Here is a 19,579-nt window from a genome sequence, read left to right as displayed (position 1 = left end):
TTCCGGTAATCGGCGATGAAGGTATGCATTTTTCTTCGAAGCTGCGCAGGACGGGCTCTAGCAGTGCCTTCGTACCGAGCAGGGCGAAGGCTTAGGTCTAACTGCATTCGACGGGCTGGTGGCGCGGGCTTTTTTGGCGATGTCGCAAACAGGCTGCAAGCGCGGCGCCGCGCCGCCCTATAGTCTGCTCGCATAGCATCTTGGAGTCGCGGGCAATGGCAGGGTTTCCGGAAAAGACGAAGGTCGTCATCGTCGGGCTGGGCGGCATCGTCGGCGCATCGGTCGCCCATCACCTGATCGAGCGCGGATGGGACGATATTGTCGGCATCGACAAATCGGGCATCCCGACGGATATCGGCTCGACGGCGCACGCTTCCGACTTCTGCTACACGACCAGCCATGATTTCCTGTCGTGCTGGACGACGCTCTATTCCATCGATTTCTACGAAAAAATGGGTCACTACGCGCGCATCGGCGGCCTCGAGGTCGCCCGCGTCGGCGACGACGCCCGCATGGCGGAGATCAAGCGCAAGATCGCCTCGGCGAAGGCCTTCGGCACACGCGCCCGCCTGATCGATCCCGCCGAGATCAAGGAAAAATTCCCGCTGATCGAAGAACAGATGGCACAGGGCGGCCTGTGGGATCCCGACGCCGGCCTCGTCATCCCGCGCTCGCAGACCGTCGCCGGCAAGCTTGTCGATCAGGCGGAAGCTTCCGGCAAACTCAGGGCGTTTGCCAATACGTCGGCCAGGTCGCTCGTCATCGAGAACGGCCGCATCAAGGGCGTGGTGACCGACCGCGGCACCATCGAGGCCGACTATGTCGTGGTCTGCACCGGCATCTGGGGACGGCTGATCGCGGAAATGGCGGGCGAGGACCTGCCGGTCATGCCGATCGACCATCCGCTTACCTTCTTCGGGCCATACACCGAGTTCGCCGGCACCGGCAAGGAGATCGGCTGGCCGCTGCTGCGCGACCAGGGCAACTCAGCTTACATGCGCGATACCGGCGACCCCAAGACCGCCGAAGGCGGGCAGATCGAATGGGGTTATTACGAAGAGACCAATCCGCGACTCTGCCATCCGCGCGATATTCTCGAGAAAAACGAGGCGCGGCTTTCGCCGTCGCAACGCGATCTCGACATGGAGCAGATCCTGGCGCCGCTCGAGCGCGCCATGGAACTGACGCCGATCCTGGGCGAGCTGGGCTACAATGAGAGCCATTCCTTCAACGGCCTATTGCAGGTGACGGCGGACGGCGGCCCCTCGATGGGCGAAAGCCAGAAGGTCAGGGGCCTCTGGTATGCGGTGGCGGTTTGGGTCAAGGACGGCCCCGGCATGGGCAAGCTCATCGCCGACTGGATGACGGACGGCCGCACGGCGATCGACCACCACGCCATCGACTATTCGCGTTTCTATCCGCACCAGACGAAAGAACAGTTCATCTGGGATCGCTGCACCGAAACCGCTATGAAGGTCTACAACCCAGCGGTCCATCCACGCGAGCCCTTCTCCAAGGCTCGCAATGTCCGCCGCTCGCCCTTCTGGGAGCGCGAGAAGGAACTCGGCGGCTATTTCATGGAACTCGGCGGCTGGGAGCGCGCCCATGGCTACGCCGCCAACGAGCATCTGCTCGAGAAATACGGCAACCGGGTGCCGGTGCGCCAAAACGAATGGGATAACCGCCACTTCTGGCGCGTCTCGAACGCCGAGCATCTCGCGATGAGCGAGGATTGCGGCATCGTCAACCTGTCGCATTTCGCCATGTACGACGTGGAAGGCCCGGACCATGTCGCGCTGATGGAATGGCTGTGCGCGGCAAAAATCGGCGGTGACGGCAATATAGGCAAGGGCATCTATACCCATTTCCTCGACGAGGAAGGCATGGTGCGCGCCGACCTGACCGTCATCCGCATGGCCGGCCGCTGCCGCGTCATCGACGGCGCCGATGCCGGGCCGCGCGACTTCCAGTACATGCGCCGGACGGCAGAGGACAAAGGCTTCGACGTTAGCGTCACCGATGTGACCGAGAGATATGTGACCGTCGGCATCTGGGGTCCGAACGCGCGGGCGACATTGAGCAAGTGCGTGGAAAACCCCGATGGGCTGACGCCGGAGAATTTTCCCTTTGCCGCGATCAAGCCCGTCAGGATCGCCGGCAAGGACGTGACCGCCTTCCGCATCTCCTATGTCGGCGAGCAAGGCTGGGAACTGCACATGCGCTACGACGACGGCCTAGCTGTCTGGGACGCGCTGCGGTCGACCGGCGTGATGGCCTTTGGCGTCGAGACCTATGCCAACAGCCGCCGCATGGAGAAGAGCCTGCGCCTGCAGAATGCGGACCTGTTGACCGAATACAATCTGCTGGAAGCCGACCTTGCCCGTCCGAAAGTCAAGGAGGCCGATTTCTGTGGCAAGGCAAAGCATCTGGAATATCGCACCCGGGCGCATCAGCCGGCCATGCTTTGCACGCTTATCATGACCGACAATACCGATTCCAATGGCGTTCTCCGCTATCCGGTCGGCACGATGCCGGTGATGGACCCGCAAACCGGTGAGACGCTCGTCGATGAGCTCGGCCGCCGCTCCTTCACGACCTCGGTGGCCTATGGTCCGACCCTCGGCAAGAACATCGCGCTCGCCTACCTGCCCTGGGCGTATTGCCAGGAGGGCCGCAAGCTGAGCGTCGAATATTTCGGCGAGAAGTACCCGGTCGAAGTGGCCGCCGTCGGCTACAGGCCGCTCTACGACCCGGAGAACCTCAATCCGCGCAGCTAAGCGTTGCTTGCCTGCCGGTTCTCCACACAGGCAAGCCGAGCAGTGCCAGCAGGACCCTGAATGCGGAAGCCCGATTCATCGTCGGGCTTTTCGCTTTGTGGAGCGATGATTCTCGCTTACCGTCGCGCTGCGATTAGGGGGTGCCTTTGCGGCGGATCGGCTGGGACAGAAAAAACGATACGCTTGTGTTTCAACTGAACCGGAATATCCCGGTTCGCGTCAGCTGGACCTTCGCAATTCCCATTGTGCTGCCCTTCCTGAACGAGTGGGCGAGCCGACCCAAGGATGCACTGATCCATACCTCTATCTTTGCAGCGCTTCTGTTTGCGTCGATATTTCTGCACGAACTGGCACACGCCTGGATCGGACGCCGACAAGGCGTCGCCACCGACAGGATAGAATTATATCTCTTCGGCGGGCTCACGCGTTTCAAACGCGCCGCAGCGCCATCGCCGGCCTGGGCGCGGATTGCGATAGCGGGTCCCCTGGCGAACGTCGCGCTCGCCGCGTTTTTCGATGCGGCCTATTATCTGGTTTTTGGAGAACTCATCCCAGTTGCGCCCGAAAGGCCATTCGGGTGGCTGCCGTCAAGGTCGGCCGGTCCTCTGGAATGGACGCTTTGGATTGGCGCATTATTGAACGTGTCACTTATCATTCTCAACATCCTGCCCGCCTACGATCTGGATGGCGGCGTGATTGCAAGACATTTGTTCCTGAGACGCTTCGGCGTCCGCCGGGCCGCGCAGATCGTCGGCATCTGCGGCATCGTACTTTCAATTCTGCGTTTTGCGATCATCTTGCCTGCCGCGGTTGCAGGTATTCTGTTGTGGCTTCCGCCGTCATTCAAGCCGAACTGGACGGCAGCGCGCGGGGTCGGTGCTAGAAAACCGAAGCCGGACCCATCCTCCGAGACGGATGTCGAGAAGGCCGTGGAATGGCGGGGACGGGGCGGGCGCCGCATCCACAAATGAAATTCGTTTTCCGGCGGTTCGCAAAAATGTGACCGTATGAGCCCGGCTCTCCACCGGGCTTTTCTCTTTGTCGATCGGCGATTTTCGCTTACCGTGCGGCATGTCTGGTTTTGCCCGTGCAAGACATCTCGTCTCGGGTGCCGCCGCGCTGGCGTCGGTGCTATGGCTGACTGCAAACTCCCGCGCCGCCGAGCCGGTCGACGTCGAACTGGTGCTGGCAGTCGACGTTTCGCTGTCCATGTCGCCGGGCGAGCTCGAAATCCAGCGTCATGGCTATGCGGCGGCGCTGACGCATGACGATGTCCTGCAGGCAATCGGCGAAGGCGCTCATGGCAAGATTGCCGTCACCTATGTCGAATGGGCTGGCGCGACCTGGCAGCAGGTCGTGGTGCCGTGGACGGTGATCGCCAATCGTGCCGACGCCGAGCGGCTGGCAGCGCAGCTTTCCGCTCATCCGCCGGCCAGTGCCAGGCGCACCTCGATCTCCGGCGCGCTGGAATTCGCCAGCGATCTCTTTGCTGAAAGCGGCTTCCAGGGCGTGAAGCGGGTGATCGACATTTCGGGTGACGGCCCCAACAACCAGGGCGCACCTGTCGATATCACCCGCGACGCCGTGATCAAGCAAGGCATCACCGTCAACGGCCTGCCGCTGATGACCAGGGGCGGGTTCAGCAGCGCTTACGATGTCAACAATCTCGACCGCTACTACAGCGACTGCGTCATCGGCGGGCCGGGCTCCTTCATGATCCCGGTCAATGACTGGACGCAGTTTCCGGAGGCCATCCGTCGCAAGCTGGTGCTGGAGCTTGCCGGTCCGGCCTCGCCGCAGCGAGCGGCGGAAGAGGCGGCGCATCCGCCATTGGTGCTGGCGCAGGACATCCCCGTCACCGACTGCCTAGTCGGCGAAAAAATGTGGCGCGACCGCAGCTGGATGTACGACAGCCGCTGATGGCGGAGTTTGCTGTCGATGGTGACATACCGCAGTGCAGCATCTGCTTCATTGACAAGCCTGCGGGCGTCTGTGACACAATTCCGCATCCGAACACATTAAAGGGGAACCGACATGAACAGGATCGGAATTCTTGCCGCAAGCTTGACGCTTGCCGTCGGATTGTCCGCGCCGGCGATGGCCGCCACATCGGTCAGCATCGGCATCAGTGGGTGGACCGGCTTTGCGCCGCTGACGCTCGCCAAGCAGGCCGGCATCTTCGAAAAGCACGGCCTCGACGTCACCTTGAAGAAGGTGCCGCAAGCCAGCCGGCCGCTCGCCATCGCCAGCGGCGACCTGCAATGCGCCGCCACCACGGTCGAGACCTGGCTGGTCTGGAACGCCAATGGCGTGACGACCAAGCAGATATTCCAGCTCGACAAATCCTACGGCGCCGACGGCATCGTCGCCCGCAACGACATCAAGACCGTCGCCGATCTCAAAGGTAAGTCGGTCGCGTCTTCGGCGCCGGGCACCTCGCCCTATTTCATGCTGGCCTGGGTGCTCAACAAGAACGGCATGTCGACCAAGGACGTGACGGTCGTCAACCTGGAGCCGGATGCGGCGGCGCAGGCGTTTCTCGCCGGCCAGAACGATGCGGCGGTCACCTATGAGCCGTTCATCTCGGCGGTGCGCGAAAAGTCCGACCAGGGCCATATCCTTGTCACCACTCTCGACTATCCGATGGTGCTCGATACGGTCGGCTGCACGCCGGAGTTCCTCAAGGCCAATCCGGATGCGGGCAAGGCGCTTGCCGACAGCTATTTCGAGGCACTCGACCTGATCAAGAGCGATCCGGCGAAATCCTATGAGACGATGGGTGCCGACGTGAAGCAGTCGGCCAAGGAATTCGAAGAGTCGGCCAAATACCTGAAATGGGCCGACAAGGCTGAAAACAAGCAGTTCTTCACCAAGGAATTCCAGGACTTTTCCAAGACCGCTGGCGAGCTTCTGCTGCAGATGGGTTTGATCAAGGAAGCTCCTGACGTCTCGACGTTGGCCGACACCAGCGCCGTCGCCGACTAACCGCCAGGATTGTCGCCCGGCGGCGGCGCGTGCGCCGCCGCTTTTTCATTCAGATCAGAGGACGGTCGAAGATGCCGCGCCCCTTGCATCCGGTCTCGCCGGGCATTCGAACCGTGCTCGGCATTTCGTTCTTCGTGCTGTTCGTGGCGTTCTGGGCGTGGATCACGCTTGGCGGCCACGTCAATCGCATTTTCCTTGCCGATCCGCTGTCGATGGTGAGAGACGGCTGGCGGCTGCTGGTCGAGGACCGCTTCTGGCTCGACATCCTTATCACCATCTGGCGCGTCTTCGGCGGGTTCCTGATGGCGGCCATCGTTGCCGTGCCGCTCGGCATCTTGATGGGTGCCTGGAAGCCCGTGGAGGCGTTCCTGGAGCCGTTCGTCTCCTTCGCCCGCTATCTGCCGGCATCGGCCTTCATCCCGCTGCTCATCCTGTGGGCGGGCGTTGGCGAGCTCGAAAAACTGCTGGTGATCTTCGTCGGCTCGGTGTTCCAGATCATCCTGATCATCGCGGTCAAGGTCGGCGGCACACGGCGCGACCTGGTCGAGGCGGCCTACACGCTTGGCTCGTCCGACAACGGCATCGTGCGGCGCGTGATCATGCCGGCCAATGCGCCGGAGATTGCCGAGACCCTGCGGCTGGTGCTCGGCTGGGCCTGGACCTATGTCATCGTCGCCGAGCTGATCGGCTCGTCGTCGGGCATCGGCTACATGATCATCAACAGCCAGTCGCGGCTGGCGACAGGGCAGATCATCTTCGGCATCATCGTCATCGGCCTGATCGGGCTGTTGTCCGATTTCGCCTTCAAGGCGCTCAACCGTTGGCTGTTTCCATGGAGCCTGGCGTGAGCAAGCTGCTCATCGAAGGCGTCTCGCGCACCTTCGCCGGTGTCGGCGGTGGACAGCCGGTCAAGGCGCTGATGCCGATCGATCTGGCGGTCGCCGCCAACGACTTCATCACGATCCTGGGGCCATCCGGCTGTGGAAAGTCGACGCTGCTCAGGATCGTCGCCGGCCTCGAAGCGCCGAGTGGGGGACGTGTTCTGCTCGACGGCAGGGTGGTGGACCGGCCCGGTCCAGACCGCGGCATGGTTTTCCAGTCCTATACGCTGTTTCCGTGGCTGACGGTCGCCGAGAACATCGCCTTCGGCCTGCGCGAACGTGGAATGGCCGAGCACGAGCGCAGCGAGATCGTCGCTTCTTACGTCGATCTCGTCGGGCTGAGAGGTTTTGAAAACCATTGGCCGAAGCAGCTTTCCGGCGGCATGCAGCAGCGCACCGCGATTGCCCGGGCACTGGCCAACGATCCGGAGATCCTGCTGCTCGACGAGCCGTTCGGCGCGCTTGACAACCAGACCCGCGGGCTGATGCAGGAACTGCTTCTCGGCATCTGGGAGCGCCGGCAAAAAACGGTGCTGTTCGTCACCCACGACATCGAGGAGGCGATCTTCATGGCGTCGCGCGTGGTCGTGATGACGGCACGGCCGGGCCGCATCAAATCGGACGTTGCCGTCGACCTGCCGCATCCGCGCCACTACACGCTGAAGACCAGCCCGGAATTCTCGGCGCTGAAAGCGCGGCTGACGGAAGACATCCGCGTCGAGGCTATGCGCACGGCGCAGGTATAGTCGCCGCAACCTACACTCGACCGCGACCGGAAAAGATGCTCGGTTCGCTCAACAGGCGCTTTAGACGTGGAAGGTCGCGCGTAGGGGCGTCCAGTGCCGCCATGAACGCGGCCCATTTTTCTGCATCGAGGCGGAAGCTGTGCGGGTCGGCCGGTTTTTGGGATAGGCTCGAACTCGTGGTCATGCGACATCTCTCGATGCGGGAATATCACACTTCGCCGGTCCTCTGCTGATTTGCCAGATCAAGCCGCCAGCAATTGCTTGCGATCGACGCGTTCCTGTTGCGGCGAGCGGGCGTACAACTCGCGATAGCATTTGGAGAAATGCGAGGCGGAAACAAAGCCGCAGGCGACCGCCACTTCGACCACCGGCAACGACGACTGGATCAGCAGGTGCCGGGCGCGGTCGAGGCGGATCTCCAGATAGTAACGGGCAGGGGAGCGCCCCATCTCGGTGCGGAACAGGCGCTCAATCTGCCGGCGCGACAGGTCGACATGATCAGCGACCTCGATCAGCGAGAGCGGCTCGGAGAGATTGGCTTCCATCAGCTCGATAATAGCCAGAACCTTGGAATTCTGCACGCCAAGGCGGGCGCGCAGCGGCAGGCGCTGGCGGTCGGTCGGGCTGCGCACGCGATCAGTCAGCACCTGCTCGCAGACGCGGTTGACGAGGCTTTCGTCGAAATCGTCGCCGATCAGCTTCAGCATCATGTCGAGCGCGGCGGTGCCGCCGGCGCAGGTGTAGATGTTCTGGTCGATCTCGAAGAGGTCGGCGAAGACATTGGCCTTGGGGAACGCCTCGGAAAAGCCCGGCAGGTTCTCCCAATGGATGGCGCAGCGCTTGTTGGACAGCAGGCCTGCGGCGGCCAGGATATGCGCGCCGGTGCACAGGCCGCCGACGGCAACGCCGCGATTGTACTCCTCGCGCAACCAGGCAAAGGCCGATTTGTTCTGGTAGCGCTCGACATTGATGCCGCTGCAGACGATGGCCATGTTCGGCCGGTCCGGTCCGGACATTTTCTTGCGCTCTTCCTCCAGCGAGGTGTTGACGGCGCATTCGACGCCGTTCGAGGCGCGCACCGGCTTGCCGTCGATGCTGGCGAGCCGCCAGCGATAGGCTTCATAGCCGAGCATGCGGTTGGCCGAACGCAACGGGTCGAGCGCCGTCGCGAAGGCGATCATGGTGAAATCGGGGACCAGGAAGAATACGAACGATCGCCGGATCGGGTGCTTTACGACGTTCACGGGTAGATCCTCACGCTGCAATGGCGCGAACAGGATGTCGCGATTAGCACAGCGACATCAGGAAAGACGTTTCCTGTCAATTGGCTAGATGGCAACGGAGCGACTTTATTTGCGACACGGGTCGCAAATGGGCGATCGCTATGCGGCGAAGGACGCAACATGCCGCCGGATCGACCAAACGAGCCTACGCAGTCTGCGCACACGAAAAACGCCGCCTCGGCAAAACCGAAGCGGCGCTGGATCGACTTCGAAGCAGCGCTAGGCTGCTTCCGCCGGGATTGCCGCGTCTCAGGCGACGAAGCCGAGGCGCGCGGCAGCCATGGCACCGGTCTGGCCAGGCATGGTGTTGGCCAGGCGCTGGCGCTCGAGCGCGGTCGTCAGGTTCATTTCGCGACGGGCAAAGAGGCGGGCAAAAAGCTTCATGATCATCTCCATTCGGTTGCTCAGACGGGTCGCCTTCGCTTGATGGAGTGGGGCAGCTCGTTTGTTGATGATGATATAGGCTTACGTGAGGGGAAACTAAATCGCAAAAGCGAAGCACTTGATATGAAAAGCGACACGGAATGCGACAAATTTGGGCATTCTGCCCAGGATTTTCGATTATTTACAATGCGTTGATTGCCAGTGCGGGCTGCTATGCGACTTGCTCATATGCGGCATGCGACGGCGACATGGCTCGGGAAAATCATTGGAGTACAAACAAAAAGGCCTGCCGGGCTGATCTGCGCGGCAGGCCTTCAGCTGTTGATACACACGGTTTACTTTGCTCCAGCCCACGATCCCACACCATGGCGAGTGCCGGCCTTGGCATCGGCAGCTTCGGGCCAGCCGATATCCTTCTGCAGTTCAATCGGCAGCGCGCGGATGGCGCGTTCCGTCTGGTAGCGGGCACGGGCCTCGCTGAACTCGGTCGCGATCCGACCGATGGATGACAGGATAGACATCTCATTCTCCTTCGCGTTGGGCCGGGTCGTCCCGGCGCTTGCAGCGTCAGGCGGTACACCGGCTTTGTTTCAGCTTCATTTCGTGTCGATTGCAGGTCCGTGTCATGGTTGTTTCGGGACCACTTCGATGCGTCCTGCCTCCGACCGAGTTGACTATCCTCCCAAACTGATGTTCAATCAAACGAAATGGAATGATGGTTTGCATCAGAAAAATTGAAGGCCGCTTGCCATGAACGCCCCACTCAATCATCCGCTGCCGCTGCTCGATCTCGATGTTCTGCGCACTTTCGTCGCAATCGCCGAGACCGGCAGCTTCACCACTGCGGCCAATGCGGTCTTCCGCACGCCGTCGGCCGTCTCGATGCAGATCAAGAAGCTGGAGGACATTCTCGGCCGCTCGGTGTTCGCGCGCGACGCCCGTTCGGTGACGCTGACCACCGATGGCGAGATGCTGCTCGGCTATGCGCGCCGGCTGCTGTCGATCAATCGCGAGGTGGTGTCGAAGTTCATCATTCCAGACATTGTCGGCGTGGTGCGGCTCGGCTCGCCGGACGATTACGGCGAACGTGTGCTGCCGCATGTGCTGAAGCGGTTCGCACAATCGCATCCATCTATCGCGGTCGACGTCACCATCGACCAGAGCGTCAATCTGCGCCGGCGCATGGACGACCGGGCGCTCGACATCACGTTGCTCACCAACTCGTACAAGACCAGCGCGATCGGCGCCGAAGTGCTGCTCACCGAGCCGATCGTCTGGGCCGGTGCCAAGGGCGGTTGCGCGCATCTGCGTGAGCCGCTGCCGGTCTCATTGTGGGAAGAGGGCTGTGCCTGGCGGGCAGGGGCATTGGAGGCGCTTGGCCGCGAGGGCCGCAACTACCGTATCGCCTATATGAGCGCACACACGGCCGGCCAGCGCGCCGCGATCATGGCGGATCTTGCAGTCGCGCCGCTGCCGAAATCGTTCCTCGGCAGCGATATGGTCGAGCTGTGCCCGAAGGACGGCATGCCTGACATCGGCACCTACAATCTGGCCATGGTGGTGACGCCGGACGCCAGCGCTCCAGTGAAGGCAGTCGCCGACCATATCCGCGCGACGTTTGAGATGTTCAGGGAAACTGGGAAGTTCTGAGCCAACTACGACCTGAGCGGCGCAACCAGATCGCGAGGCGTTCCGTCGCGGTCTGCCCTTTGCAGCGACAACTCTCCTGCCTTGGCATGATAACTGTCAGTTTCGTTGGTCAAGAAGGCCACTATGCTGTCCCGCGCGCGACGCGCCTCCGGCATGTCGATCAACGGCCAGACATGGAACATGCCTTGCTCGTGGACGACCTCAATTTCGACGCCGGCCGCGCGTGCCTTTTCCGCGAAAATCAGATTGTCGGGGGTGAGCAGATCGCGTGAACCGGTCAGCAGCAGCGTTTTGGGCAGCACCGACAGGTCGCCGTAAACCGGGCTGATGCGCCAGTCGGTGGGATCGATGCCGGCGCTGTAAAGCCGGATCGCCTCGCGGCCGCCGGCAATGCCCAGCCACGGATCGTTGCGTTCGGCCTCATACATTTCTGGGTTGGCGAGCGACACGTCGAGACCGGGCGAAATCAGCACGTGGCGTGATGGCAAGGGCAGGCCGTCTTGCGCAGCCATCATGGTCAGCACGACGGCCATGTTTCCGCCGGCGGAATCGCCCATGAAGATGATATCATTCGCCCTGGTTTCGCCGAACATCTGGCGGTAGACGGCGCCGACCATGCCGAACATGGCGTGAAAATCGTGTTCGGGAGCAATGGGATAGATCGGCACGGTGATACCGAACCCGAGGCGGTCGGCCATGTCGGCGATCAGCCGCCAATGATAGGGTGTGATTTCAAAGACGTAAGCGCCGCCGTGCAGGTAGAGAATCCGCCTCCGCTCACCAGCCTGGGGAGCGATCTCGTAGACGGGAAAGCCGTTGATCGTGCGGGTTGTGATCTCCAGGCGTGACCACAGCGACGCAGGCGGCTGATGGTTTTCCGTCCTGCGCGCATAGGCGATCCAGCGCTGCAGGTTCTCGGGGCTGGAAAACGCCTTCTTGCGGCTGTACCTGAGGACGAACGACACGACGTGGCTTTTGAGACTGGGCATGCAGATACACGGACTTCGGCTGAGCCGACTAAGAGAACCCCCGACTATTTCGAAGATTGTGTCGCCACCAAAAAAGTCAAGATTGATGCAATCTCAACACGGTCGTTTGATCCCAGCTGTCGACAAAGCGTCCGGCCATGAAGTCTCTGGCCTACCGGTGCAGCTCAACGCCGCGGCAGCAACGCGGCGCGCAGCCAATTGTTGGGTGCAGCCGGAGCCGCATTGCGGCTCCGGCGAATACCGAGCAGCTTGCATTTGTCGATGAATTTCATCCGCGCTGCGTGCCCCATCCGACCGAAAGCTGCCTTTCGCTCGAACGCGGCGACACCGGCCAGCCAATGTCCTTTTGGATCTCAGGCGGCAAGCTGTTGAGGATGCGCAGCGACTTGCGCGCTTCGCGTGTTTTCTTGAAGGCCGCACCATAGCGGCCGAAGCTTTCGAACATCGACATCTTGATCTCCTTGGAGCGTTGCGGTGGCCGAAAACTGTTTCCGCCGGCCGTTCGATGCCGGTTAAATGCTCCGCCTATGTATCTGGCGGATTTCACGAAAACGCGATTTCGTTTCCAGATCGGCGCGATCTGGAAACATTTGCATACAAATGAAAATGGAAGGTCTGACAGCCTGGCGGAGGCGAGTCATCCCCGCCCGCGCCGCGCGGCATGGCCTTCGCGCGAACGCCGCCGCGGGGCAGCGTCGCCGGCAATGCCGTCTTCGCTCACCGTCTTGCGCGGCGGCAGTTTCACCGCCGCCGACAGCTTGGGAAACGGGTCGATCTTGTTCGGGAGCGCCATGGCATAAACGAAATGTTCCTGGAATTTCGGCTCCAGCGCCGTCTCGATCTTCTCGATCTTGCTAACGGTTTCCTCGATCTCGCGGCGATAGCCACGGTTCAACAGCGCCATGCGGGCGCCGGCGCCGGCCGCATTGCCAACGGCCGAGACCTTGTCGAGGTCGCAATCCGGAATCAGGCCCAGCACCATTGCGTATTTCGGGTCGATGAACGAGCCGAATGCGCCGGCGAAGTGGATGCGGTCGACATGATCGGTGTGCTGTTTTTCCATCAAAAGCTTGGTGCCGGCATAAAGGGCGGCCTTGGCTAGCTGGATAGCGCGCACATCAGTCTGGGTGATGGTGATCTTGGGCTCGCCTTCCTTCAGCACATAGGAGAAGGTGCGGCCATTGGCGACGACGCGGGGCGAGTGGCCGCTCAGCGATCCATCGACGACGCCGTCCTCGGAGATGATGCCGGCGAGATACATCTCGGCGACCACCTCGATGATGCCGGAGCCGCAAATACCGGTGACGCCGGTCGCCTGCACACTGTCGAGGAAGCCCGGCTCGTCGGACCAGAGTTCCGAGCCGATGACGCGGTATTTCGGTTCCAGCGTTTCAGGATCGATGCGGACGCGCTCGATGGCACCCGGTGCGGCGCGCTGGCCACCGGAGATTTCCGCACCTTCGAAGGCCGGGCCAGTTGGCGATGAGGCCGCCACGACCCGCTGGCGATTGCCGAGCACGATCTCGGCATTGGTGCCGACATCGACGATCAGCATCATCTCGTCCTGGCGGTGCGGCCCTTCCGACAGCGTCACTGCGGCAGCGTCCGCGCCGACATGGCCGGCAATGCAAGGAAGCATATAGAGCCTGGCGCCCTGGTTGAGCTTCAAACCGATATCCGATGCCTTGATGTGCACGGCGCCGGAGACGGCTAGCGCGAAGGGGGCGCCGCCGAGCTCGGTCGGATCGATGCCGAGGAACAGATGGTGCATGATCGGATTGCCGACGAACACGGAATCCAGGATGTCGTTGCGCTGGACGTTGCCTTCGGTGCAGACCTTGTCCACAAGCCCCGAAATGGCCTCGCGCACGGCGACCGTCATGCCTTCGCGGCCGTCCGGGTTCATCATCACGTACGAGACACGGCTCATCAGATCCTCGCCGAAGCGGATCTGCGGATTGGATGTGCCCGACGAGGCGGCGACGCGGCCCGACAGCAACGACACCAGATGCATGGCGATCGTGGTCGAGCCGATATCGCAGGCAAGTCCGTACGCCTCGTTCTTGAGGCCGGGCCACAAAGCGATGACCCGTGCGGTCTCGCTGTCGGTGTCCTTGTGGATGGCGGCGGTCGCGGTCCAGTTGCCTTTGCGCAAAATGCCTTGCACCTGCGGCAACAGATGGAAATCGAAATCGAGGCTCTTGAGGCCCCAGTCCTTCATCAGCGCGATCTTCAGACGGTCGAGGTCGCCGAGCGGCTTGTGCATGTCGGGTTCTTCGATCTCGACATAGCACATGCGGATTGCCGCATCGCGGGCGATGACCCTGGTGTCGGCGTCCTTGCGAATGGTCTGCGCGTTGATGACGGTGTCCTGCGGCACGTCGACGACGAGATCGCCGAGAATCTGCGCCGAGCAGGACAGCCGGCGGCGCTCGGGCAGGCCGCGTACGCGCTCGTAGCGCTCTTCCTTGGCGCCCTTGGGCGAGAGGTGATCGTTGGAGGAAACGATCTTGTGCTTGGCGAAATTGCCTTCCTGCACCTCGATCTGGCAACGCCCGCAAGTGGCACGCCCGCCGCACACGCTCTCGACATAGACACCGAGTTGGCGCGCGGCGTCCAGAACCGGCGTGCCGACCGGAAACCGGCCGCGCTTGCCCGACGGCATGAACAGCACGAGCGGATCGGTGATGTTGACGGGAGAGTTCATACGTTCCAGACTTTACTTTCTACGCAGCTCGGGTCTTGGCTACGGCAGCGATGCCGCTATGTCTCGGTTCCTCCCCAGTCCTAGGCCCCATATCGTGTCGGCCAAGACCTGGCTCAACCCCGGGCCATACGCGCTTCGCGGCCGCCGCGCCTGCGTCCGCCATTGCCATTGCCATCGCCCGGCGCGTTGACCTGCGTCCGGGCGGCAACGGCTTGGCCGCCTTCAGCAGGCTTGTAGTCCTTGTAGGTCCTGATCCAATTGGTGCAGTTCTCGTCGGTGCCGTTCAGCACGTTGGCGCCACGCACCGCTTCCATTTCCTGCGGCCGCACCGGGTTCATGATCGCCGAGGTCATGCCGGCGCCGATCACCATCGGGATGAAGGCGGCGTTGATGCCATGACGGTGCGGCAGGCCGAACGAGATGTTGGAGAGGCCGCAGGTGGTGTTGACCTTGAGCTCCTCGCGCAGCCGGCGTAGCAGGGCAAATACCTGGCGGCCGGCATCGCCCAGCGCGCCGATCGGCATGACCAGGGGGTCGACGACCACATCATGCGCCGGAATGCCGAAGTCGGCACAGCGCTGAACGATCTTCTTGGCGACGGCGAAGCGCACATCGGGGTCCATCGAAATACCGGTCTCGTCGTTGGAAATGGCCACGACAGGAACGTTGTATTTCTTGATCAACGGCAGGATGGCTTCGAGCTTTTCCTCCTCGCCGGTGACAGAATTGACCAGCGGCCGGCCCTTGGCGACCTTCAGCGCCGCTTCGATTGCCGCAGTCACGGAGGAGTCGATCGACAACGGCAGGTCGACCAGGCCTTGCACGATCTCCAGCGTCTGCACCAGCAGCGCCGGCTCGGTGGCGTTGGGATCGACTGCAGTGACGCCGGCATTGACGTCGAGCATGGTCGCCCCACAGGCGGCCTGCTCCAGCGCATCCTTGATGACGGTCTCAAAATTGCCGGCGATCATTTCGGCGGCCAGCTTTTTGCGGCCGGTCGGATTGATGCGCTCGCCGATCACGCAGAAGGGCTGATCGAAGCCGATGATGATTTCTCGTGTCGCCGAGGCGACGATAGTGCGGGTCATGAAATCTCTCCATCGTGATATAAAGAGTTCTTTATATCGTTATCTGTTTCTGATCAAGCGAATGCTGACGATTCGCGCTGTCAATGCGCGGTCTTGACCATGTCGACCTGGGTTTCGGTGAGGTCGTCATGCAGTATGTGGTCGAGCCGGTCGGCAACGAGCTGGTCGTCGCGGCGGATTTCGCGTTTCCACGGCCGGCGACCCTTCAGCACGCCAGATTCGTCGACGATCTCAGCGACGTATTCTTCCTGGCGATAGGCCATCACATGGACGCCGGACACACCGGGAATTTCCTTCACCTCATTGATGATGTCGATGCAGAGCTGCTTGCCTTCCTTCTTCTGATCCTGAGCGCCTTCCAGGCGCTTGACGATCTGATCGGGAATGTGAATGCCCGGTACGTTGGAGCGGATCCATTTGGCCGTCTTGGCCGAGGCCAGCGGCCCGACGCCGCACAGGATGAAACATTTCTCGGTATAGCCGAGATCGCGGACCTTCTGCATGTAGGTGCGGAACATCGGTACGTCGAAGCAGTACTGGCTCTGCACGAACTGTGCCCCGGCGGCGATCTTCTTGCCCAGCCGATAGGGCCGGAAATCGATCGGCGGCGCAAACGGGTTGATCGCCGCGCCAAGGAAAAGCTGCGGCGGGGTCGTGAGTTTGCGGCCGGACAGGAATTTGCCGTTATCGCGCATAACGCGGCAGGTTTCGAGCAGCGACATGCAGTCGAGATCGAACACCGGCTTGGCGCCGGGCTGGTCGCCGGCCTGCACGCCGTCGCCGGTCAGGCACAGCATGTTGGCGACGCCCATCGCAGCACCCCCAAGCACGTCGCCCTGGATGGCGATGCGGTTCCGGTCGCGGCAGGCGATCTGCATGATCGGGGCATAGCCCATGCGGGTCAGCAGCGCGCAGATGCCGACCGACGACATGTGGCAGTTGGCGCCGGAAGCGTCGACGGCATTGATGGCGTCGACCCAGCCGTCGAAAATCCTGGCGCGGTTGTAGACGTCTTCCGGATCGGCGCTGTCGGGCGGATTGAGCTCGGTCGTCACTGCGAACTCGCCGCGCCTGAGGACGCGTTCCAGCCGGCCACGCGAGGTGTGGCCGGGCAGGGGATCGAGCGGCAAATGGATGCCGGCCGGATTCTCGTCTGGCTGACGGCCGATCATGCCGATGCTCCGGTCTTCGTAGTATTCCGGGCCGCATTGCGGGCGGCCGCGGCCTGCGCGGTGACCCGCAGCCAGGCGGAAGTTTCGCGCAAGGACTGATCCACCGGCTTCTGCACTTCCAAAATCTTGTCGCCATGCACCATGTTCCGCGAGCCTTCCCAGGCTTTGACCCAGACGCAAGGCATGTCAGGCTCGACCTCGCAATTGCCGTTGGCGCGGACACCGCCGCAAGGGCCGTTGCGCAATTGCTTGGGGCAGTTCATTGGGCACGACATGCCGGTCGAAGAAAGAATGCACTGGCCGCACATGCGGCAGTCGAACATGAATCCCTTGACGCGCTTTTCGACGAATTTCACAGGCCCTTCGACACGGCTGTAGCCGATGCCCTTCCACAGCGGATGGAGGAGCAGGAACATGTCGGCGAATTTGCCGTAGAACCATTCGAGCAGCCGCGAATGCCGCACAGACCAAAGGCGCACCGCGAAAGAGCGCTGCGCACGCCGCTGCGGCGACACGTCGGCCGGCTTGTAGTCGGATTTCGGCGCCGCCTTCTTGACGATGGTCGCCTGGGTCACGCCGGCTTGAGCCGTCGTCGCCGGCATTGATTGGGGATCAGACATTTTCTTTGCCGCCCGCCTTGACCAGAGCGACCAGCCGCTCACGGTCGTATTTCGCATCAAGTTCCTGAAGAGCCTTCTCGGCCTCGGCTTCAAGATCGTCACTGACCGGAATGGGTTCTGCCTTGCGCCATTCGGCAAGATAGTCGTCGGTGCCGCCGGCGCCGGTGCGCATGGCGCACATGTCGATCGCCTCGGTGAAGCGCAGCGGCAGTTCGCGCTTGGCGTTCTGCCGGCCCTTTTTGACGATGACCTGGGCGGGGATGTCGCGCCAGTAGACGACGATCAGATCGGCCATGAATTCCTGCTCCTGCAGAGCGCCGTGCGTCCAATCGACTCACAAACGATGCTCTACCACTTAACTCCGCTGCATCGTGCTCTCCGAAGATCGATTCCGATCTTTTGGCCAATGCAGTGGTTTCGAGCATTGCCGGAAGCGCTGTTGGGCTGCTTGTTATGGGACGACGCGGGGGCCTTCAAAAGCGACGCAATCGACGGCCGCGGTTGAAAGCGGAGTTTCTTCCAGCACTGGTCAGCCGGCGCGGCCATCGTAGCTGCCGACCAGCTTCCTGTGGAAGCGCACGTAACCTCGTTCGGTCGTGCGTAAATGCTCCGCGACGATGTCATGGAAGCGCGGCAGGCGGTGGAAGGGAACGGCCGGATAGGAATGGTGCTCGGAATGGTACGGCATATTCCAAGCCACGAAGCGCACCAGCCTTGTGGTGAAGGTGGTGCGGGTGTTCTCGAGCATGTTGGCGACATGTGGGCACAACGCGTGCTCGGCCAGCAGGTAGGCACGCAAAAACGGCTGTCCGACCAGCACCGGCACGATCCAGACCCACAACAGCAGCGCCGACTGCGCGGCGAGCGATGCGGCCAGCAATGCCGCATAGCCGATCAGGAACTGCCGTGCTTCGGCAACCACCTTGCCGCGGCGCTTTTCCGGCACAAAGCCGTCGCGGTTGCGGCCCGCCGCATTGGTTGCGATCACACGGCCCATGGCGATCCAATAGGGGCCGCCTGACAGATAGCGCAGATATTGGCTGATGGTCTCCGGCTTCGGGGCCATCAGTTCGGGGTCGTTGTCCGGGTCGTGCGTATGGCGGTGATGGGCGAAATGGAAATAGCGGAACCATGCCGGCGGCAGCAGGATAAGGAAGCCGGCCACGGCGGCGATGGTGCGATTGAGCCGCGCCGTTCTGAACGCAGTTTCATGGATGGTCTCGTGCAACGGCGTGAAGAAGAAGACGATCAGGATTCCCTGCGGCAAGACGAGCGCGGGCCAGAACGGGATGCGAGCGGCGATCAGCGCGCCTAGCAGGATAACCAGCCCGGCATGGACCGCCAGCCGGACAATGCCTGGCCGGTCAACCCTGGCGGTGAGGTCGCGACGGTCCTCGACCGAAAGGCCGGCAATGATGGTGCGGTGGTCGATGTCGCTCATGATGCAATGTTAGTGGCGGGTGGCTGTCCGGTAAATCGGCGCGTCACCAGACGCCGTTCCTTATCCCCGTCCAGAGATAAAACCATATCGTCGGATGATACCATTGTGTCGAAGGTAGGCCGGGATCCACCGTGCCGAGCTTGCCGGCCAGCGCATCCCTGACCGCTTCGACGCAGATGTCGCGCGAGAAGGCCGCCTGCCGCAACGCGTAGCTCGAAACTGTGTCGCCGGGCTGCGGTTTGCCACGCGTCTGCCGCAGCACGCCGCCAGTGTCGACGCCGGCGTCGACCAGATGCACGGTGGTGCCGAAGTTCTCCGCATCGCCTGAAGCCAGCGCCCAGTAACCGCCGTTCATGCCACGATATTTCGGGGCGATGCCGGCATGGTAGTTGAGGACCGGGCAAGGGATTTTCGCCAGCGTCTGCCGCGACAGCAAGCGGCAGCCGGCGAGCAGCACCACACCCGGCTGGATTTCCGCAATCGCCTGCAGGCACTCCGGCGCGTTGGCCGACGAGACATAAATGATCTTTTGCCCAGGCTTCGGTTCGGTTTGCAGCTTCTGCCCGGCGGCAAGCCGTGCTGCGTGGCCGGCGAAGAAGCGCTTGCCGAGGCGCGTCAGCACCATCGTGCCGAGTTGACCGATGGCCGAGGTCCAGCCTTGCCGCCGCGCCCGCGCGAGGAGCAATTGCTTTTTGGATTCAGGAGCTTCGAGGATGACGCTGACCGGGCCGAGTTGATCGGCGAGGGCGTTGACGATCGCCCAGATATGCGGGCCGCCTTCGGTGACGACGACGATCGGCCGTTGGTTTGTTTTCGACAGTGCCATGCTCTGCGACTCCCCGCAAAGAACCTGTTC

General features: G+C 62.2%; 20 protein-coding genes. 7 read left to right on the top strand and 13 right to left on the bottom strand.

Annotated elements, in window-relative coordinates; translation table 11 throughout:
- Nucleotides 1-215 precede the first annotated feature (215 nt).
- The 6 genes from NKI39_RS06185 (at nt 216) to NKI39_RS06160 (ending at nt 7,389) form a co-directional block, all read left to right on the top strand.
- Nucleotides 216-2,777: a GcvT family protein gene (locus NKI39_RS06185; protein WP_352831070.1), complete on the top strand. Its 2,562-nt coding sequence runs from the start codon at nt 216-218 to the stop codon at nt 2,775-2,777.
- Between the two features lie 146 nt (nt 2,778-2,923).
- Nucleotides 2,924-3,748 carry a site-2 protease family protein gene (locus NKI39_RS06180; protein ID WP_352831069.1) on the top strand — a complete coding sequence of 275 codons (825 nt, stop codon included), beginning with the start codon at nt 2,924-2,926 and terminating at the stop codon, nt 3,746-3,748.
- 100 nt (nt 3,749-3,848) lie between these two features.
- Nucleotides 3,849-4,697: a DUF1194 domain-containing protein gene (locus tag NKI39_RS06175; RefSeq protein WP_352831067.1), complete on the top strand. Its 849-nt coding sequence runs from the start codon at nt 3,849-3,851 to the stop codon at nt 4,695-4,697.
- Nucleotides 4,698-4,811: 114 nt separating this feature from the next.
- A complete protein-coding gene (locus NKI39_RS06170; protein WP_352452114.1) occupies nt 4,812-5,762 on the top strand; it encodes an ABC transporter substrate-binding protein in 951 nt (316 codons plus the stop codon).
- A gap of 71 nt (nt 5,763-5,833) precedes the next feature.
- Entirely contained in the window at nt 5,834-6,610 is a 777-nt protein-coding gene (locus NKI39_RS06165) for an ABC transporter permease (protein ID WP_352539653.1), read from the top strand.
- Nucleotides 6,607-7,389: an ABC transporter ATP-binding protein gene (locus tag NKI39_RS06160; RefSeq protein WP_352500960.1), complete on the top strand. Its 783-nt coding sequence runs from the start codon at nt 6,607-6,609 to the stop codon at nt 7,387-7,389. The genes NKI39_RS06165 and NKI39_RS06160 overlap by 4 nt, the downstream gene beginning before the upstream one ends.
- Before the next feature lie 10 nt (nt 7,390-7,399).
- On the opposite strand, the gene NKI39_RS06155 is transcribed toward NKI39_RS06160, so the two are convergent.
- From NKI39_RS06155 to NKI39_RS06140, 4 genes are all read right to left on the bottom strand, one after another.
- Complete coding sequence (locus tag NKI39_RS06155; protein ID WP_352500959.1) at nt 7,400-7,573, bottom strand: type II toxin -antitoxin system TacA 1-like antitoxin; 174 nt, start codon at nt 7,571-7,573, stop codon at nt 7,400-7,402.
- Between the two features lie 58 nt (nt 7,574-7,631).
- A complete protein-coding gene (locus tag NKI39_RS06150; protein ID WP_352501106.1) occupies nt 7,632-8,570 on the bottom strand; it encodes a GlxA family transcriptional regulator in 939 nt (312 codons plus the stop codon).
- A gap of 351 nt (nt 8,571-8,921) precedes the next feature.
- Nucleotides 8,922-9,056: a hypothetical protein gene (locus NKI39_RS06145; RefSeq protein ID WP_013894968.1), complete on the bottom strand. Its 135-nt coding sequence runs from the start codon at nt 9,054-9,056 to the stop codon at nt 8,922-8,924.
- A gap of 335 nt (nt 9,057-9,391) precedes the next feature.
- Nucleotides 9,392-9,577 carry a hypothetical protein gene (locus NKI39_RS06140; RefSeq protein WP_352452109.1) on the bottom strand — a complete coding sequence of 62 codons (186 nt, stop codon included), beginning with the start codon at nt 9,575-9,577 and terminating at the stop codon, nt 9,392-9,394.
- 229 nt (nt 9,578-9,806) lie between these two features.
- On the opposite strand from NKI39_RS06140, the gene NKI39_RS06135 reads away from it, so the two are divergent.
- A complete protein-coding gene (locus tag NKI39_RS06135; protein WP_023676521.1) occupies nt 9,807-10,706 on the top strand; it encodes a LysR substrate-binding domain-containing protein in 900 nt (299 codons plus the stop codon).
- Between the two features lie 5 nt (nt 10,707-10,711).
- Here the strand turns inward: NKI39_RS06135 and NKI39_RS06130 are convergent, their stop codons facing one another.
- The 9 genes from NKI39_RS06130 to NKI39_RS06090 form a co-directional block, all read right to left on the bottom strand.
- Nucleotides 10,712-11,695 carry an alpha/beta hydrolase gene (locus tag NKI39_RS06130; RefSeq protein ID WP_352539654.1) on the bottom strand — a complete coding sequence of 328 codons (984 nt, stop codon included), beginning with the start codon at nt 11,693-11,695 and terminating at the stop codon, nt 10,712-10,714.
- A gap of 268 nt (nt 11,696-11,963) precedes the next feature.
- Nucleotides 11,964-12,146 carry a hypothetical protein gene (locus NKI39_RS06125; RefSeq protein ID WP_352470285.1) on the bottom strand — a complete coding sequence of 61 codons (183 nt, stop codon included), beginning with the start codon at nt 12,144-12,146 and terminating at the stop codon, nt 11,964-11,966.
- A gap of 186 nt (nt 12,147-12,332) precedes the next feature.
- Entirely contained in the window at nt 12,333-14,402 is a 2,070-nt protein-coding gene (locus NKI39_RS06120) for an ASKHA domain-containing protein (protein ID WP_023676517.1), read from the bottom strand.
- A 113-nt stretch (nt 14,403-14,515) separates the two neighbouring features.
- On the bottom strand, nt 14,516-15,490 hold the full coding sequence (locus NKI39_RS06115) for a methyltetrahydrofolate cobalamin methyltransferase (protein ID WP_023676516.1): 975 nt from the start codon (nt 15,488-15,490) through the stop codon (nt 14,516-14,518).
- An 80-nt stretch (nt 15,491-15,570) separates the two neighbouring features.
- Nucleotides 15,571-16,662 (bottom strand): methylenetetrahydrofolate reductase, encoded by a 1,092-nt coding sequence (locus tag NKI39_RS06110; RefSeq protein ID WP_023676515.1) that lies wholly within the window; start codon nt 16,660-16,662, stop codon nt 15,571-15,573.
- Nucleotides 16,659-17,282 (bottom strand): methylenetetrahydrofolate reductase C-terminal domain-containing protein, encoded by a 624-nt coding sequence (locus NKI39_RS06105; protein ID WP_352831065.1) that lies wholly within the window; start codon nt 17,280-17,282, stop codon nt 16,659-16,661. The genes NKI39_RS06110 and NKI39_RS06105 overlap by 4 nt, the downstream gene beginning before the upstream one ends.
- Nucleotides 17,275-17,577 (bottom strand): virulence factor, encoded by a 303-nt coding sequence (locus NKI39_RS06100; protein ID WP_352539655.1) that lies wholly within the window; start codon nt 17,575-17,577, stop codon nt 17,275-17,277. The genes NKI39_RS06105 and NKI39_RS06100 overlap by 8 nt, the downstream gene beginning before the upstream one ends.
- Before the next feature lie 234 nt (nt 17,578-17,811).
- On the bottom strand, nt 17,812-18,723 hold the full coding sequence (locus NKI39_RS06095; protein WP_352679959.1) for a fatty acid desaturase: 912 nt from the start codon (nt 18,721-18,723) through the stop codon (nt 17,812-17,814).
- 43 nt (nt 18,724-18,766) lie between these two features.
- Entirely contained in the window at nt 18,767-19,549 is a 783-nt protein-coding gene (locus NKI39_RS06090; protein ID WP_352679962.1) for a formyl transferase, read from the bottom strand.
- Nucleotides 19,550-19,579 lie beyond the last annotated feature (30 nt).

The sequence above is a fragment of the Mesorhizobium sp. M0664 genome (assembly GCF_040320565.1).
Taxonomy (GTDB): Bacteria; Pseudomonadota; Alphaproteobacteria; order Rhizobiales; family Rhizobiaceae; genus Mesorhizobium.
This window is presented reverse-complemented; position numbering and strand designations above follow the sequence as displayed.